Source organism: Pseudoxanthomonas sacheonensis (assembly GCF_010093305.1).
Classification (GTDB): Bacteria; Pseudomonadota; Gammaproteobacteria; order Xanthomonadales; family Xanthomonadaceae; genus Pseudoxanthomonas_A; species Pseudoxanthomonas_A sacheonensis.
Genome location: NZ_PDWS01000021.1, coordinates 1 through 15,929 on the forward strand (window position 1 = coordinate 1; position 15,929 = coordinate 15,929).

The window sequence follows — 15,929 nt, forward strand, 5'->3', positions numbered from 1 at the left end:
GGGCATGGGAGGGTTCCTATGATCAGGTCCTGACTGTGAAAGCCGGGGTTTCGACTCTAACCCATGTGAGAACGGCGCTTGCAGAACAGGTGCGCTGTTCGGCCATGTCGATTCCGGACCGGCCCGTTCGTCGCAATGGGAAAGGCGGCGGGCATGGGCCCTTCTCGCCCATCCACAGGAGGAGCCATGTCCCACATCGAGAGTTGCCTGTCCGTTGAAAGCGTTCGATGCGGCGCGCTGCGTGCGAGCAGCGCTCAAACGCGGAACAGAACCCGTTCTGCGGTTACCATCGGCGCTTTCGCGAATCAGGGAGCCATGCGCGCATGAGTACCGAACCGCAATCCACCGGCCAGATCGAAGCCAGCGCTGCGGAGGCGCCAGCGCCCGCGCAATCGCTGTGGGCGGAATTGCGCGACGCGATCCGCGGCACCAATGCGGACTACACCAAGATTCCGATGCGCAAGGCGGTGTTCCTGCTCGCCGTGCCGATGGTGCTGGAGCTGGTGCTGGAATCCACCTTCGCGGTGGTGGACATCTTCTTCGTCGCCAAGCTGGGCCCGTCCGCGGTGGCCACAGTGGGGCTTACCGAAAGCCTGCTGTTCCTGCTCTACGCCATCGCCATGGGGCTGGCGATGTCGGTCACGGCGGTGGTCGCGCGGCGCATCGGCGAAGGCAACCGCGAGGGAGCGGCGGTGGCCGCAGTGCAGGCGATCGGGGTCGCGGTGCTGCTGGCGGTGCCGTTCGCGGTGGCGGGAATTTTCTTCGCCAAGGACCTGCTGCGCCTGATGGGCGCCGACCCCTGGACGCTGGAGCACGGCTATCCCTACATGCAATGGATGCTGGGCGGCAACGTGGTGATCATCCTGCTGTTCGTGATCAACGCGATCTTCCGCGGCGCTGGCGATGCGGCCATCGCCATGCGCGTGCTGTGGCTGGCCAATGGCCTGAACATCCTGCTGTGCCCGCTGCTGATCTTCGGCATCGGCCCGTTCCCCGAGATGGGCATCGAGGGCGCCGCCCTGGCCACCGTCATCGGCCGCGGAACGGGTGTGCTGTATCAGTTGTGGGTCCTGTTCCGCGGCGGCAAGCACATCCGCGTGGCGGCCTCGCAACTGGCCTGGCACGGCGCGATCATGTGGAACATCGTGCGCACCTCGCTGGGCGGCATCGGCCAGATGATCGTGGCGATGACTTCGTGGATCTTCCTGATGCGCATCCTGGCCGGTATCGGCAGCGAGGCGGTGGCCGGCGCGACCATCGCCATCCGCATCATGATGTTCACGCTGATGCCGGCCTGGGGCATGTCCAATGCCGCAGCCACCCTGGTGGGGCAGAATCTGGGCGCCGGCCAGCCGGGCCGCGCGGAAGCATCGGTATGGCGGATCGGCTGGTACAACATGGCGTTCACGCTGCTGATCTCCGTGTTGTTCTTCTTCCTGCACGACCGCCTGATCGCCATCTTCACCGACGATGCGCAGGTGATCGACATCGGCGGCCAATGGCTGCGGATCTTGTCGTATTCGTATTTCGTCTACGGCTGGTGGATGGTCGCGGTGCAGGCTTTCAATGGCGCCGGCGACACGGTCACGCCCACCAAGATCAACGTGGTGTTTTTCTGGTTGCTTCAGATTCCTCTGTCCTACGTCCTGGCCATCACCCTGGGCTGGCAGCACACGGGCGTTTTCTGGGGCGTGTTCGTTTCCGAGACGTCGGTGGGCCTGTTCACTCTGTGGTTGTTTTCGCGTGGCAGATGGAAGACGGCGCAGGTGTAGGCTTGGGGTTCATTCGGCGGGCTTGAGCCCGCCCTATGTACGAATGGCCTGGAACTTCCCTTACCGCCGCATGCAGCGCTGGTAACGCTCGTCCACCCGTGTGGCGAACCAGGCGGTGGTCAGTTCGCGGGTGATCTTGGGGCTTTCCAGTTTGATGCCCGGGATCATCGCGCGCGGCAGCGGTTTGCGCTCGTGGGCTTCGGCCAGCGCGAAAACCCTGGCGTAGAGATCGGTGTCGTCGAAATCCAAGCGGTCGCCGCGTTCCAGCGCATTGCGGATCGCCCGTTCGTCCAGGCCCAGTTGTCTGCTCAGCGCGCGTACCGCCGATTCGGTCTTGCCGGGACTGTCCATGCGCGCGCCGGGTCGCAGCAGATCGCCATCCAGTGCAAGCGGAATGCCCGAGGCCAGGCTGACCGCGTTCTGGAACGCCGCATTGCGGCTGGCGTACCAGCCGGCGTTGTAGTCGGCGAAACGGTGCAGCTTGCGCGTGTAAGGCGTGCGGTAGCCCAGCAGATGGGCGATGCCGAAATACAGGCCTCCGCGGCGGGTGAACGCTTCGTCACGGATCGAACCGTCGATGGGGTAGGGGTAGTCGGCGGCGTGGGATTCGGCGAAGGCGATGCTCACCTGCATCGGTCCGGCGGTCTGTACCGGGTTCATGTCCGCGAACAGGCGCTTGCCCAGCGGCACGCGGCCGATCATGTCTTCATAGATCTCGCTGAGCTGGCGTTCGGTGCGCGCGGCTTGCAAGCGTTGCGCATACGACCTGCCGTCGGACGATTTGAAGTTGAGCGCAGCGTCCACCAGGAATTTGGGAATGTGCTTGGAAGCCGCACGACGGTCGATCTCGCCGCGCGCTATTTTCGGCAGGCCGGCCACGACGGGATCGGCCCGATAGCCCGATTCCTGTTCGGTCACGGCGAGCACCGCGCAGATGTTCTCGCTATTGGGCTCGATGCGTTGGGCGGCGAATGCGCTCTGGATATCGGCCGCCCAGCCGGCCCGGTCCGTGACCGCCGGGATCCGTCGCGCAATCTCGGCGCGCACATCGACGGGGCGTTGTCCTGGTTGCAGCGGCCCTTGCGTCGCGCAGGCGGTCAGCAGGATGGGCAACAGGTATGCCATGCGCCGTAATAGGCATGGCCTCCAATTGCTTGGCGAAGTGGATACAACCGTGTGTGTGGGCATTGGGTGCGACTGCATCATCGGTAATTTCCGCTCGTGCCGGCAGCATACGATCGACTTTGCATTCACGCCATGCCAGCGCCCCCTCTTTGCAAAAGAAAGCACGCTAGTGCCCCCTTTGAAAAAGGGGGCGGGCGGCCGCGAAGCGGACGACGGGGGATTTGCTTTTCGCGCGAAGAGCAAATCCCCCACAAGCCGCTGTCGCGTCTTGTCGCCCCCTTTTGCAAAGGGGGCAGGCATGGACGCCGGCTTACGGTGGCACCGGTAAAGTCGTATCGCCTTCATTCCCCGGAACTGAGTTCGGGGTCCGGATGCCGCATTCTCAGTCCGGAATTTCGGCTTCCACCAATTTCCCCAACAATACCAGCGACTCCTGCCAGCCCAGATAGCACTGTTCGGCCGGGATGACCTCGGGGATGCCTTCCTGCACGACATGCAGTTCGGTACCGCAAGACACTTCGGTCAGCGAGATGGTGGTCTGCATTTCGCCGGGGAGGTTGGGATCGTCGAAGCGGTCGCTGTAGCGGATAAGCCGGTTCGGCGTCAGTTCCTGATAGGTGCCGCCGAAGCTGTGGCTGTTGCCCGTGGAGAAATTGGTGAACGACATCTTGTAGGTTCCGCCGACCTGCGCGTCCAGGTGATGGACCTTGCAGGTGAAGCCGTTGGGCGGAAGCCATTTGGCCAATGCATCCGCATCCAGGAAGGCGCGATAGAGGCGCTCGGGCGTGGTTCGCAGTACACGGTGCAGCCTTACGGTATTGGCGGTCATATCGGATTCTCTCGTTTGCAGAGGAAAGCCCTCTGTCTCCACGACGACCGGGCGTGCCCGGAATCGACAAAGGCCGATCATCGCATCGCGAGGGACGGTCGGCTTTATTTTCGTTCAACCCTGGTTTGTGGAATATTCACTTCACGCCTTCCGCGTGCGTCTCCAATATCGTCGCTTTCCGATCCGGCTCGAGGGAGCGAAAGTATGTCGCTGCAGTCCGTTTCCGCTTCGGCAATGGTCCTGGGTTTTCTGCTGGCCGCGGCGGCCGCGCCCGAGCGTTGGACGCCGGCGGAGATTTCGACCGATCTGTACGAATCGTCGCCGACGCTGTCGCCCGACGGCCGCGAACTGTTCTTCTTCCGCGCCGACCGCCAGTTCGACCATTGCCGCCTGCTGTCCACGCGCTGCGTAGGCGGCCACTGGACGGCGCCTACCGAGCCCGCCTTCGCCGCCACACCGGGCGTGCTCGAAACCGATCCGGCCTTCAGTCCGGATGGCCGCCGCCTCTATTACGGCACCGACCGGCACCGCAAGGACGATCTGGATATCTGGAAGGTCGAACGCACCGCCGATGGCGAGTGGGGCGCGCCGACCCGCTTGCCGGAACCGGTCAATTCGACCCACAGCGAATTGTTGCCGCGCGAACTGGCCGATGGCCGTCTGTTGTTCGGATCCAATCGGCCCGGCGAACCCGGTGGCCGCGACCTGTATCTGGCGACGCCGCAGGGCGACGGTGAATGGCGGGTGGAACCGCTGCCCGGCGGCGTGAACACTGCCGGCGACGAGTACGAGGCCGATATCTCGCTCGATGGCAGGGTGATGGTGGTGGTGGCCAATCGCGGCGAACGTTCGCATCTTTACCGCTACGAACGAGTGGACGGCCAATGGCGCGACCGGGGACAGGTGCCGGCGCGGCAGGACGTCTTCCAGGTCGGCCCGTTGCTGTCGCCCGACGGCAAGCGGCTGTTGTTCGCGCAGGCCGACGATCAGAAGTCGGGCGAGCTGTTCCTGGTCGATCTGGAGCCAGGCGCAGACTCCGCCTGGCCGCGCGTTTGCGATTGAATTAGCGAAATCCGCAACCTTGCGCACGGCGGCTCGAGTCCGTCCGACGCGGGAGCGGAACTTGCCGCCAATGTGACGGTGCGCACAGTCGCATCTGGCAAATTCTCCTGTTCGGGTGCGCGGATGCGCCGGGAATGGCAAGCTGTGCATGCAAGGCCATGGCGGGGAAGCCGAACGGCCTGGCGTTTTTCGATGCCGCAACACACTGGGGAGTGTGATGAAGCCAGGATTCCACTTACCGGCCGTCAGCCTGGCGGCCGGCTGATGCGTATTGCTTTATTCGCGATCGCCCTGGCGGCCGCTGTGCCGGCTTGCGCCCAGACCATCAGCGAGAATTTCGATCGCATCAGCGGCGAGCGCACTGTCGCCTACACTGCCGACGGCAGCATGGACACGAGCATGCCGGTCTTCACCTTCGAAGCCATTCTCGTTGGCGATACGTCCTCGTCGACGATCACGCTGGCCTTCGTTTCGGCCGAGGAAGGGTCGGGTGCTTCCGCGTCGCGGTTCTCCGCATGCCACGACATCGACTGGCGAGTGGATGGCCAGCCCTTGTCCGCAGGACCAACGTCGTACCGCGGCAAAGTCGTGGACGGGGAAATGATCGAGCTGATCGGCCAGAACGTCACCCCGCAATGGGCGAGCGCCGTCGGCAGCGCCCAGGACGTGCGTTACCGCGTTTGCCGGAACGAATACACTTTGACCAATAACGACATCGAAGCTTTCGGAAGGATTGCCGCCAAGCTGAAAGGGGCGACGCTTCCGCCTTCCATGACCCGAGCGGATGCGCCTGCCGCTGCTCCCGCCAAGGGAGTGGAATACAAAGGCATGAACTGGCGCCCCAAGCACCCAGGATCGTTCTGAAATGATCGCGTTCTGCGCGAAGAATCGTTCGCTTTCCGTATCCGTCCCCGATTCCGTATAACCTTGTTCCGGCTCGCGCTGCCGGGATGCGTGCTCTCGTTTTCTTCCTCACACCTTCTTCGTTTGCAGAGACTCAGGAGACGCCCGATGAAGCGAACAGACTTGATGCTCGGTGGATGGGGTCTGCTGATCGCATTGCAGGCAACCTCCTGTCTGGCGCAGCAGCAGGACAATTCCGTCGCTCCCGCTGCGCGATTGCCGCAAGCGACTGCGGAGACCTGGTCTTTCGAAGCGACTCCCGCATGGCAGGACGAGTTCGATTACACCGGCGCTCCGGACCCGGCCAAGTGGGGCTACGACATAGGCGGCCATGGGTGGGGGAACAACGAGCTGCAGTACTACACCGACAGCACCGGCAATGCGTTCGTCGCCGACGGCGTGCTGACCATCGTCGCACGGAAGGAAAAGAAGGAAGGCCGCGACTACACCTCGGCCCGGGTGATCTCGAAAGGGAAGGGCGATTTCCTCTACGGGCGCTTCGAAATAAAAGCGAAGCTTCCCTCCGGCAAAGGCACCTGGCCGGCGTTGTGGATGCTGCCCACGGACCAGGCGTACGGTGGATGGCCGAAGTCGGGGGAGATAGACATCATGGAGCATGTCGGCTTCGACCCGAACCGGGTGCATGTCACCACGCACACCGAAGCCTACTACTTCCAGATCAAAACGCAGAAGACCGCCACGAAAGTCATCGACGGCGCCATGGACCGCTTCCATCTCTATCGCGTGGACTGGACGCCCGACGCGATCCGCGGCTATATCGACGATGCGCTGGTGTTCGAGTTCCCGAACGAAGGCAAGGGCTACCGGGTGTGGCCCTTCGACAAGCGCTTCCACCTGTTGATGAATATCGCGGTCGGCGGCGACTGGGGCGGGCAAAAAGGCGTGGACGACGGCAGCTTTCCCGCACGCATGCAGGTCGATTACGTCAGGGTCTACAGATTGATCGAGAAATAGGGGTGGCCGGCGTAGCTTGAATATTGCCGCTCGCGGCCTTGGGCGAGCCGTTTCGGCCCGCCCGTTTCTTTCCGAAGCATTCCTATCGATTCGATCAGTGCTTGTCGATCAGTGCTTGGTCTTGGGCCCGAGTTCGACCACCGGCGAGAAGCCGCCGAAGATCATGCGCGCGCCGTCGAACGGCATCGGATTCTGGTCGGGCGACAGTCTGGGGTCCTTCATCGCCTTCTCCATGCCGACATCACGCGTGGCCTTATCGGGCCACTCGACCCACGAGAACACCACGGTTTCGTCTTCCTTCGCTTTCACGGCGCGGCGGAAATCCGTTTGCTTGCCGTCCTGCACGTCGTCCCCCCAGCACTCTAGGATGCGGGTGGCGCCGTGCTCCACGAAGACCGAATCTCCGTCTTTCGCATGCTGAATGAATTTCTGTTTGTTGGCGGTGGGTACCGCAATCACAAATCCGTCGATGTAGGGCATCTCTGGTCTCCTTCGCGCGGTTGGGGTGCCGCAGCCCAAGATGCGCTTGGCGAGGTTAATGCGGGGTCACAAAGACGTTCGCCTGGTGTTCCAAGCAGGGAAAACCCGTTGTCTCCGCGCAGGCGGGGATCCGGTGCCTTTCGTCCCGCAGCCGTACGGTTTGCGGAAAAAGCCCGGAGCCGATGGATCCCCGCCTACGCGGGGACGGCGATTCTGCTCCAGATCATCCGCAGAAAATACGATGTCTTCAGGCAAGCCGCCTTCCGACAGATCGTAAACAGGCTCTACCATGCGGGTTTCCGCAATTCGGAAACCGTTCGATGCAGCTCTCCGGCCTCTATCTCTACCCGATCAAGTCCTCCGCGCCGCTCGAGATGCGAACGGCGGTGGTGGAACCACGCGGCCTCCGGCACGACCGCCGCTGGATGGTGGTGGATGCGGAGGACCGCTTCCTCACCGGGCGGCAGCTGCCGCGCTTGACCTTGGTGCGCGCACAGCCGGGCCCACAGGGCCTTTCGCTGGATGCTCCCGGCATGCCGTCGCTGCAGGTCCCGTTTCCGCAAACCGAAGCGACCGTACCGGTCCACGTGTGGAAGAACGAAGTCGCCGCCAAGCGCGTAGACGCAGCCGCCGACGCGTGGCTGAGCGAATTCCTGCAACTGCCCGTGCATCTGGTGCATATGGACGCCGGCGTCGCCCGGCCGATGACCGACCCGCATTCTCGACCGGGCGATGAAGTCAGCTTCGCCGACGCTTTTCCTCTGTTGCTGATCTCACGCGCGGCACTGGATGGTTTGAACGCGCGGCTGGCCAAGCCCGTGTCCATGCTGCAGTTCCGCCCCAACCTGGTAGTGGATGGCGTGGCTGCGCATGCGGAGGATGGCTGGAAGCGCATCCGCATCGGCGAAGTGGAGTTCGAGGTGGCCAAGGCCTGCACGCGCTGCGTCTTCACCACGGTCGATCCGGCGCGCGGCGAACGCGATCCGGACGGCGAGCCCCTGCGCACTCTGATCGGCTATCGCCGCACTCCCGAGGGCGTCACCTTCGGCCAGAATCTCATCCCGCGCTCCCTGGGCAGCGTGCGCGTTGGCGATGCGGTGGAAGTGCTGGCCTGAGTCGATGCGTCGGGTCAGAGATATTGCCTTCTCGGCGATCGTCTCGATATGCGGTACACGCTCGCCGGCGGGACATTCAACAGGGTGCGGCCGATGCGCGTGGCTTTGAGGCCTAGCCGGTCGAGTATGCGATGCGGCACGGGGCAATTCGGTCCGTAGGTGAACTGATAGAAAGAAGCGCCCGGGCGCATCGAATCGAAAGTGCCGGAAAGGATGGCCATGACTTTTCTTTGACTCATGGAAAGCAGCGGCAGGCCGCTCACCACGCCGCCGACGACCCTGTCTTCTAAAAGTCCCGACCTGGCCAGCCGTGCCGCATCCGCATGGTGGACATGCGCTGCGGGAAAGCGCAGACGGAGCAGGTTGGCGAAACCGGAATCGTGCTCGATCAGGGTGAGATCGCATTCGCGCAAACCCTGCGCCAGCAATGCCCGGGTAAAGACGCCGGTACCAGGGCCCAGTTCCAGAACGGGTCCGCTTTCGGCGGACAGCTCCTTGGTCATCAAGCCTGCCAGAGCGCTGCCTGACGGCGCGACCGCAGCCACCCGCAGAGGATTCGAGATCCAGATGCGGAAGAAGGTGAAGGTGTCCATGGCTGTCATGCCGCGATCCCCTTCATGCCGGCGAAGCCGGGACGCACGCCGGTGAGCGCTTCCGACAATCGCCAGAGCCGTTCGGCAAGACCGCGGTCGCGCGCCGTTTCCACGGGCCGTACTTGGGTGGGGTAGCCCTTTTTCTCGTTCGGCCCATCGGGTCCGATGAACTGGCCGCCGCTCGCCTCCGGCGCGGCAATGGCGTAGAGCTGGGGCAATACGCCCATCTCCGCCGGTTGCGCAAGGAAGCGGTTGCCGAAGCGCATGAAAAGCTTCAGCACGCCCGTGGGGCCGCTCATCTGCAGATTCGTCGCGGCATAACCGGGATGGGCCAACAAACTCTTGACCGGCAATCCGGCGGCGCGCAGGCGACGATCCAGTTCCAGGGCGAACAGCACGTTGGCGAACTTGGATTGCGCGTAGAAGGCGATACGCCCGTAGTTGCGGTTGCCGGCGAGATCGCCGAAATGGATCCGGCCCCGTTTGTGGAGGTCGGAGCTCACGGTGACGACCCGGCTGTCGCGGCCTTCGAGCAACAGCGGCAGCAGCAGGCCGGTGAGGGCGAAATGCGCCAGATGGTTCACGCCGAACTGCAATTCATGGCCCTGTGGCGTCATCGAGCGGGGCGGCATCATGATGCCCGCGTTGTTGACCAGCACGTCGATAGGCTTGCGTTCGTCGAGCAGGCGCTTAGCGAACGTCTTCACTTCGTCCAGATCCGCCAGATCGAGTTGTCGCAGCTCGACGCTTCCCCTTGGCCGCGCGGCCAGAATCCTGGCCTGGGCCAGGCGTCCTTTCTCCAAATCCCGCACTGCCATGATCACGTGCGCGCCCTGCTTGGCCAATTGCAGGCAGGTGAGATAGCCAAGCCCGCTATTGGCCCCGGTCACGAGCACAGTGCGGCCTGTCTGATCGGGCAGGTCTCTCAGGGTCCATGCCGATGGGTCCGCTTGTCCGAAGGAATTACTCATGTCGCAGCCTGATCTTTACGGTGTTAACATGAGGCTAGCGCATAATTTGAACAGTGTAAAGATATCCGGAATGAATAGAAATCAGCCGCCTGAAGAACGCCCTGCCGATCGATATCACCACGGCGATCTCAGAACCGCCTTGATCCGCGCGGCCGACGAAATCCTGGCCGAGCATGGCCTGGAAGGCTTCAGCCTGCGCGAAGCGGCCAGGCGCGCCGGCGTTTCGGCGGCGGCGCCGGCCCACCATTTCGGCGGCGCCGCCGGGCTGCTTTCGGAGGTGGCAGTGCTTGGTTTCCAGGAGTTGGCGAAGAACCTGCAGGTCGATGCTTCCCAGGGAACGCCCACGCAGCGATTGCGGCTGCAGGGAATGGGTTATGTGCGTTTCGCCATGACCTATCCGGGACGGTTCCAGCTCATGTTCCGCCGCGATCTGCTCAGCCCCGACCACCCCGCTCTGCAAGAAGCGGGCAGGCGTGCCTTGCTGCTGCTTGAGGAAACCATCCGCGCGATCCGTTCCCTGCCGAACCAACAGCCGCTCGACCCGCAAGCGCAAGCGGCGCTGCTGGCCACCTGGTCGACGGTCCACGGTTTCGCGCATCTCGCACTCGACGGCAAGCTTGCGCATCTGAGCGCGGGCGCGCCGCTGGACGATCTGCTGGCGCAGGTATTGGAAAGCCAGTGGCCGGATCCCTAACGGGACGAACTCGATGCCTGTTCGATGTCGATCCCGCTGGGCCGAGGCCAAGCGCTTGTTCGATGCGTTGGCCGAAGGCGGCGAAATCCAGCAACCCTTGATGCCGACGTTTTTTTCTTCGAGCTTCGGTATGTTGACCGACCGTTTCGGCGTGTCGTGGATGGTGGTGGTGCCGGACCAGGCAACCGGCTGAGCACAGCCGCCCTGCGTCAGGGCGACGGCTTCTTCGGCTTGCGCTGCTGAGGCTTTTTATCGGAGGTCGCCGCAGGTTGGCCGTAATCCGCGCCCTCGATGCGGTCCCTGTCCTGATTGCGGCTGGTGTTGTCGTCGCGGAATTGATCCGCGGACCGGCTTACGTTCTCCACCAGCGCGCCATAGGGATCGGTTCGCGGATCCTGCGCTGCGCGGACCGTTGGCGCTTGGGTTTTCGGCTGCCGCGCGCCCGTTGCCGGTGTCGGGTTACGAGTCTGTTCTTCGAATGACTGTGCCGAAGCGGACGCGAATAGAAATTGAGCGAAGACCAGGCTGAAAAACAGGGCTTTCATTGCCAACTCCGTCCACGCGTCGGGACAAGGATAACCGAGGGCATCCCTCATGACGAAGCCGCGTGCTTCCAGTGATGAACCAGGCCCAAAGGCGAGGCGCACCGCCAGTGGAGCGCGTAGAGATAAACGCATCGATCCGAACTACACTTTTCTCATCCCGGAATGAGAGGCGTACAGAACTTGGACTTCAATCCGACCCGGCGCTCGTTGCTGCTTGCCGGCGCCAGCGCTGCCGCGCTCGCGCACTTCGAGCGGGCATTCGCAAAGAGTTTGCAGACTCCCGATGCGAACAGCCGGCTGCAGGCGCTCGAAAGCGTTCATGGCGGCCGTCTCGGCGTCTCCATTTTCGATACGGGCACCGGAAAGCGCATCGGCCATCGAGCCGATGAGCGCTTCCCGATGTGCAGCACCTTCAAGTTCCTGGCCGCGGCGCAGGTGCTGGCGCGGGTGGATCGCGGCGAGGAGCGGCTGGATCGCCGCGTCGTCTACACCAAGGACGATTTGGTCGCGTACTCGCCGGTGACCGAAAAGCATGTCGGCACCGGCATGACCTTGGCCGAGTTGTGCCACGCCACCGTCACCGTCAGCGACAACACCGCCGGCAACCTGTTGCTGGCCAGCTTCGGCGGTCCAGCGGGCCTGACCGCGTTCGCGCGTTCGCTGGGCGACGGCGTGACCCGGCTGGACCGTTGGGAAACCGAACTCAACGAAGCGGTTCCCGGAGATCCGCGCGACACCACTTCCCCGGCCGCGATGCTCGAGGACATGCGCTCGCTGCTGCTGGGCGATACGCTCTCGCCGGCCTCGCGCAAGCAGCTGGCCGACTGGCTGGTCGCCACCACCACCGGCGACAAGCGCATCCGTGGCGGTCTGCCGAAAGAATGGCGGGCGGGCGACAAGACCGGCACCAGCAACAACGGCGTCACCAACGACATCGCCATCGTCTGGCCGCCGGGTCGCGCGCCTTTGTTGGTAACGGCGTATTACGCCGAGTATCCGCAGCCGCAGGAAGCTCGCAACGCGGTCATCGCCGAAGTCGGGCGCATCGCCGCAAGCATTTAGCGATTGTTTGCGGATCGACCATGGCCGAAGAGCGGTGCCGCATTCCTGTCATAACGCGCTGGAAAAGTTTGCGCTAACGATGGCAGACTCTGCGCTTCCATGAACCCGCATCCTCTCGACAATCCCATCTGGGAATCGCTGACCAGCCGGCACCGTTTGCTGGCCTTGCGTCAGAACGATGCGGCGCGCTATCCGCCGGAAGTCGCGCCTTTTCTGGGCGTGCCGACCGATGGCGCCGACGCGGCGGCATCGCTGGAAGCGCTGGTTCCGCACGGCGACACCGTATTGCTGCTGGGTCGGGCGCCGGCCGAGGCCGAAGACTGGCGGTTGCAGCGGCTGGCCTTGCTGGCGCAGATGGTTTGCCCGGCCCGGATTGCCGAAGTCGACGGCCCGGAGCTTATCGAGCTGACCGAAGTCCACCGCGCCGATGTGCTGGCGCTGACGGCGCTGGTCTACCCGCATTATTTCCGCCCGCGCACTGTGGAGCTGGGCCGCTATTTCGGCATCTATCAGCACGGCCGGCTGGCCGCGATGATCGGCGAGCGCATGGGCATGGACGAGTACACGGAGATCAGCGCGGTCTGCACCCATCCCGATTTCAACGGGCGCGGTTACGCGCGGCGCCTGCTGGCGTGGCTGTCCAACGACGTGCTTGACCGTGGGTTGACGCCCTTTCTGCACGTGAGCCATGAGAACGGCAGGGCCAAGGAACTGTACGAACAAAACGGATATCGCATCCGCCGCGATATCCCGTTCTGGTCGTTGCGGCGCAGCAGCGGCGACGCCTGAGTCCGGTACGCCGGACTTAATCCGCGCGCGCTTCGTCGTTGATGTCGCGGCTCTCGAAAACGCGGCTGGGCCCGCCGCGTACGGTCGCATTTATCATTGCCCGGCCCACTCGCTCGGAAGTGGTCATCGCTCCCGGCAAGTAACGTACGGCCAACGACAACAGCGGCGCCGTCGCCGCGTAGATGGCGCGTATCCACCCGACCTTGGGCCGCACCCCATGCAGAGGCTGGATACCGCCGGGCCTGAACAGATAAACGGCCTTGAACGGCAGGCGCAGCAATGCGTTTTCGGTGCGGCCCTTGACCCTGGCCCACATCGACCGTCCTTGCTCGCTGGAGTCGGTATTGGCGCCGCTGACGTAGATGAAGGTCATGCCGGGATCGAGCCGGGCCAGCGCGCCGGCCACGGCCAGGGTCATGTCGTAGGTGATGCGCGCGTACTCCGCTTCGGCCATGCCGACCGAGGACACGCCAAGGCAGTAGAAGCATGCGTCGTAACCGCGCAGCCGGTCCTCCACGGCCGACAGGTCGTACAGATCGGTGTGGACCAGTTCCTCAAGTTTGGCGTCCTGGCGCCCGCTGGCGGTGCGGCCGAGCGAAAGCACGCGTTCGACCCGCCGATCGCGCAGGCATTCGATCAGCACGCCTTGTCCGACCATGCCACTGGCACCCAGCAGGATTATTCTCATTGCCGCTTCCTCGATAATGGGGAAGAGTAACCCGCCAGCCGGCCATCCGCCGGTTCGGCTTCCACGAGGTCCGCATGAACAACTACATCGCCTTGTTGCGCGCGGTAAACGTCGGCGGAACCGGAAAGCTTCCCATGGCCGATCTGCGCGCGCTGTGCGAGTCGGCCGGTTTCCAGGAGGTGCGCACTTACATCGCCAGCGGCAACGTGGTGCTGCGGAGCACGTCTACCGCTGCGCAAGTGAAGGCGACGCTGGAAGCGTCATTGGCGCGGTATGCCGGAAAGCCGGTAGGGGTGTTGCTGCGCACCGCTGCCGAGATGGCGGCGGTCCTGGCCGCCAACCCCTTTCCAAAGGCTGCACCCAACCGCGTCGTGGCGATCTTCCTGGACAACGCACCGCCAGCGGACACGTTGGCCACGCTCAGCCATCGCAACGGAGAAGAAGTGGTACTGGGAAAACGCGAGATCTATGTGCACTACGGCGAGGGCATGGCCGATTCGAAGCTCAAGATCCCCGCAGCGAAGAGCGGGACGGGCCGCAACATGAACACCGTCTCCCGACTGGCGGCAATGGCGATGGAGTGATGCGCCGCACGACGGAGCGCTACCGGCGCTTTGCTTCCGTGAATTGCGCGTGCACGGGAACTTCCCGTCATCGAGGGTGCATTCATCCTTGGTTTTGTTCGTTTCCCGGGCACGCACTAGACTGGGCCCATCGCGCCATATCGCGATGCTGCGCCCCAGCGGTGCTCCCCTCATCCCGGAAAGCGACGCGGCATGCCCAATCCAAAAAGATTTCTGTTCGTTCTAGCCGTCTGCCTGACGGCCTGTCAGCAAAAAGCTCCTGTCCGGGCCCCGGCCACCATCGTCGATCTGCCCGCCAACGCAGGGCAGGGCGGCGCGCTGAGCGGCGGATCGCCGGCGCCTGCGTCGGTCGCGCGCAAAACCGATGTGCTGAAAGGCACGGATTGGCCGGCGGCCGAGTTGACTTCCGGAGAGGCTTCGATCAGCTGCGAATCCGTTCCGATCGAAGCCAAGGGTCCGATCAAGGAGAAGGATCAAGTCGAAGCAAGCGGTCAAATCGAAGAAACGAGCGGTCAGCCGCTTACCGATCTCTCGTATGCGGGGGTAACCGCAGCGCTGGAGAAGTGTAAAGAAACCGGAACCCTTCGATTGAACTACGGGGGCAAGATCGCGACCGATTTCACCGCCCTGGTGGAGCGAGTGGGCAATGTCGCCGAACGGCTGAAAATAGAGCAGCGCATCCTGGATCTGGATTCAAGCGGCGGCCACGTGGAAGACGCCATGAAGGCGGGCGATGCCATCGGCGCTTCGAAATGGACCATCCACGTGGGGGAGCACGCCATCTGCCACAGCGCCTGCGTGCTGATACTGGCTGCGGGCGACGATCGCCAGATCGCCGGCAAGGTCGGTATCCACCGGATGATCCGCGTGGACTCCACCGCGACCACGCGCGCGGAGCTGAGCCAGGAGCTGCGCGAGGTCTACGAAAAGATGAAGGAATACCTGGAGCGCAATGGCGCGTCGGTAGCGGTCGCGGATCTGATGATGACCGTGCCCAACCGCAAGCTGCGGCTGTTGTCGGCGGACGAGCTGGTGGAATACGGGCTGGATGGCACCAATGCCGTGCAGGACGATCTTGAGCGCATCCGGCTGACGCGCAAGTGCGGCGAGGATTTCGTGCGGCGCAAGGATGAGTTCATGCGCGTTTTCGAGCGCGAATGCCAGTCGCCCGGCAGCACCAGCGAGGCGGTGGACGCCTGCGGTCTTGCGTTGCGGGAAAGCTTCGGCTTCCCCGATGGCAAATGCCCCATCGAGAGTCCGCTCTCCTCCCATGGCGACACGCGACAGGCGGCGGGCAATGTAGGCAGCGAATAGCCCGGCCTTCGATCAGTGCGTCGATGCGGCTGTGAGCGCCGTAGGAGCGACGTGAGTCGCGAATCCACAACGCCGGAACTTTCCCTTGCTTCGCGACTCACGTCGCTCCTACATGTTTGCCGCCCAGTCCTCGCACAAGGCCCGCTTCTGCGCCGGCGTCAGCTGTTTGATGCGGTATTCCGCGCGGCTGGCTTCTGAGCGATTGGCGTACGCGCAATGACCCAGCAGACGCAGCGGCGGATGCGCGCGGGTGTAGCGCGCTCCTTTGCCTGCCACATGCTTTGCGTAGCGCAGCGCCACGTCGATGGCTATGCCGGTGTACAGGCTGCCGTCGCGGCATTCGATCAGGTAGACGTACCAGGACGAGGGCGGTTTTTGATGTCCGGGCATAAATGACCTGTCTTCGCTGGCCGTACCAGTGGTTGTCG

19 protein-coding genes are annotated in these 15,929 nt (G+C 63.7%); 11 read left to right on the forward strand and 8 right to left on the reverse strand.

Going from position 1 to position 15,929, the window contains the following annotated elements:
* Positions 1-323 precede the first annotated feature (323 nt).
* A complete protein-coding gene (locus CSC73_RS15745; RefSeq protein WP_163842171.1) occupies positions 324-1,772 on the forward strand; it encodes an MATE family efflux transporter in 1,449 nt (482 codons plus the stop codon).
* A gap of 60 nt (positions 1,773-1,832) precedes the next feature.
* Here the strand turns inward: CSC73_RS15745 and CSC73_RS15750 are convergent, their stop codons facing one another.
* Both CSC73_RS15750 and CSC73_RS15755 read right to left on the reverse strand, forming a co-directional pair.
* Positions 1,833-2,897, reverse strand: a complete 1,065-nt coding sequence (locus CSC73_RS15750) for a DUF1615 domain-containing protein (protein ID WP_170299070.1) — start codon at positions 2,895-2,897, stop codon at positions 1,833-1,835.
* A 382-nt stretch (positions 2,898-3,279) separates the two neighbouring features.
* On the reverse strand, positions 3,280-3,726 hold the full coding sequence (locus CSC73_RS15755; protein WP_163842176.1) for an SRPBCC family protein: 447 nt from the start codon (positions 3,724-3,726) through the stop codon (positions 3,280-3,282).
* Positions 3,727-3,930: 204 nt separating this feature from the next.
* Here CSC73_RS15755 and CSC73_RS15760 point away from each other — a divergent pair, with 204 nt between their 5' ends.
* From CSC73_RS15760 to CSC73_RS15770, 3 genes are all read left to right on the forward strand, one after another.
* Positions 3,931-4,788, forward strand: coding sequence for a TolB family protein (locus CSC73_RS15760; RefSeq protein ID WP_163842180.1), 858 nt, complete (start codon positions 3,931-3,933; stop codon positions 4,786-4,788).
* A gap of 123 nt (positions 4,789-4,911) precedes the next feature.
* A complete protein-coding gene (locus CSC73_RS15765; protein WP_163842183.1) occupies positions 4,912-5,652 on the forward strand; it encodes a hypothetical protein in 741 nt (246 codons plus the stop codon).
* 147 nt (positions 5,653-5,799) lie between these two features.
* Positions 5,800-6,666 (forward strand): glycoside hydrolase family 16 protein, encoded by an 867-nt coding sequence (locus CSC73_RS15770; protein ID WP_211840903.1) that lies wholly within the window; start codon positions 5,800-5,802, stop codon positions 6,664-6,666.
* Between the two features lie 108 nt (positions 6,667-6,774).
* Here the strand turns inward: CSC73_RS15770 and CSC73_RS15775 are convergent, their stop codons facing one another.
* Positions 6,775-7,146 (reverse strand): DUF1428 domain-containing protein, encoded by a 372-nt coding sequence (locus CSC73_RS15775; protein ID WP_093290048.1) that lies wholly within the window; start codon positions 7,144-7,146, stop codon positions 6,775-6,777.
* Positions 7,147-7,466: 320 nt separating this feature from the next.
* Between CSC73_RS15775 and CSC73_RS15780 the strand changes: the two genes are divergently transcribed.
* A complete protein-coding gene (locus tag CSC73_RS15780) occupies positions 7,467-8,261 on the forward strand; it encodes an MOSC domain-containing protein (RefSeq protein ID WP_163842186.1) in 795 nt (264 codons plus the stop codon).
* Positions 8,262-8,275: 14 nt separating this feature from the next.
* Here the strand turns inward: CSC73_RS15780 and CSC73_RS15785 are convergent, their stop codons facing one another.
* Together CSC73_RS15785 and CSC73_RS15790 are read right to left on the reverse strand one after the other, a co-directional pair.
* Positions 8,276-8,854: a class I SAM-dependent methyltransferase gene (locus tag CSC73_RS15785; RefSeq protein ID WP_246197543.1), complete on the reverse strand. Its 579-nt coding sequence runs from the start codon at positions 8,852-8,854 to the stop codon at positions 8,276-8,278.
* A 5-nt stretch (positions 8,855-8,859) separates the two neighbouring features.
* Positions 8,860-9,825, reverse strand: coding sequence for an oxidoreductase (locus CSC73_RS15790; protein ID WP_163842205.1), 966 nt, complete (start codon positions 9,823-9,825; stop codon positions 8,860-8,862).
* Positions 9,826-9,895: 70 nt separating this feature from the next.
* Here CSC73_RS15790 and CSC73_RS15795 point away from each other — a divergent pair, with 70 nt between their 5' ends.
* Together CSC73_RS15795 and CSC73_RS15800 are read left to right on the forward strand one after the other, a co-directional pair.
* Entirely contained in the window at positions 9,896-10,519 is a 624-nt protein-coding gene (locus CSC73_RS15795) for a TetR/AcrR family transcriptional regulator (protein WP_163842208.1), read from the forward strand.
* 13 nt (positions 10,520-10,532) lie between these two features.
* Positions 10,533-10,712 (forward strand): VOC family protein, encoded by a 180-nt coding sequence (locus CSC73_RS15800; RefSeq protein ID WP_163842211.1) that lies wholly within the window; start codon positions 10,533-10,535, stop codon positions 10,710-10,712.
* A 16-nt stretch (positions 10,713-10,728) separates the two neighbouring features.
* On the opposite strand, the gene CSC73_RS15805 is transcribed toward CSC73_RS15800, so the two are convergent.
* Complete coding sequence (locus CSC73_RS15805) at positions 10,729-11,064, reverse strand: hypothetical protein (RefSeq protein WP_163842214.1); 336 nt, start codon at positions 11,062-11,064, stop codon at positions 10,729-10,731.
* Positions 11,065-11,244: 180 nt separating this feature from the next.
* Between CSC73_RS15805 and bla the strand changes: the two genes are divergently transcribed.
* Positions 11,245-12,126, forward strand: coding sequence for a class A beta-lactamase (gene bla / locus CSC73_RS15810; RefSeq protein WP_246197544.1), 882 nt, complete (start codon positions 11,245-11,247; stop codon positions 12,124-12,126).
* Positions 12,127-12,225: 99 nt separating this feature from the next.
* Positions 12,226-12,915: a GNAT family N-acetyltransferase gene (locus tag CSC73_RS15815; protein WP_163842219.1), complete on the forward strand. Its 690-nt coding sequence runs from the start codon at positions 12,226-12,228 to the stop codon at positions 12,913-12,915.
* Between the two features lie 16 nt (positions 12,916-12,931).
* On the opposite strand, the gene CSC73_RS15820 is transcribed toward CSC73_RS15815, so the two are convergent.
* A complete protein-coding gene (locus tag CSC73_RS15820; RefSeq protein WP_163842222.1) occupies positions 12,932-13,603 on the reverse strand; it encodes an NAD-dependent epimerase/dehydratase family protein in 672 nt (223 codons plus the stop codon).
* A 74-nt stretch (positions 13,604-13,677) separates the two neighbouring features.
* Between CSC73_RS15820 and CSC73_RS15825 the strand changes: the two genes are divergently transcribed.
* Together CSC73_RS15825 and CSC73_RS15830 are read left to right on the forward strand one after the other, a co-directional pair.
* Complete coding sequence (locus tag CSC73_RS15825) at positions 13,678-14,187, forward strand: DUF1697 domain-containing protein (protein WP_163842224.1); 510 nt, start codon at positions 13,678-13,680, stop codon at positions 14,185-14,187.
* 192 nt (positions 14,188-14,379) lie between these two features.
* Positions 14,380-15,501 (forward strand): COG3904 family protein, encoded by a 1,122-nt coding sequence (locus CSC73_RS15830; protein WP_163842227.1) that lies wholly within the window; start codon positions 14,380-14,382, stop codon positions 15,499-15,501.
* A 108-nt stretch (positions 15,502-15,609) separates the two neighbouring features.
* Here CSC73_RS15830 and CSC73_RS15835 read toward each other — a convergent pair whose 3' ends face one another.
* On the reverse strand, positions 15,610-15,891 hold the full coding sequence (locus CSC73_RS15835; RefSeq protein WP_163842231.1) for a GIY-YIG nuclease family protein: 282 nt from the start codon (positions 15,889-15,891) through the stop codon (positions 15,610-15,612).
* Positions 15,892-15,929: the final 38 nt, after the last annotated feature.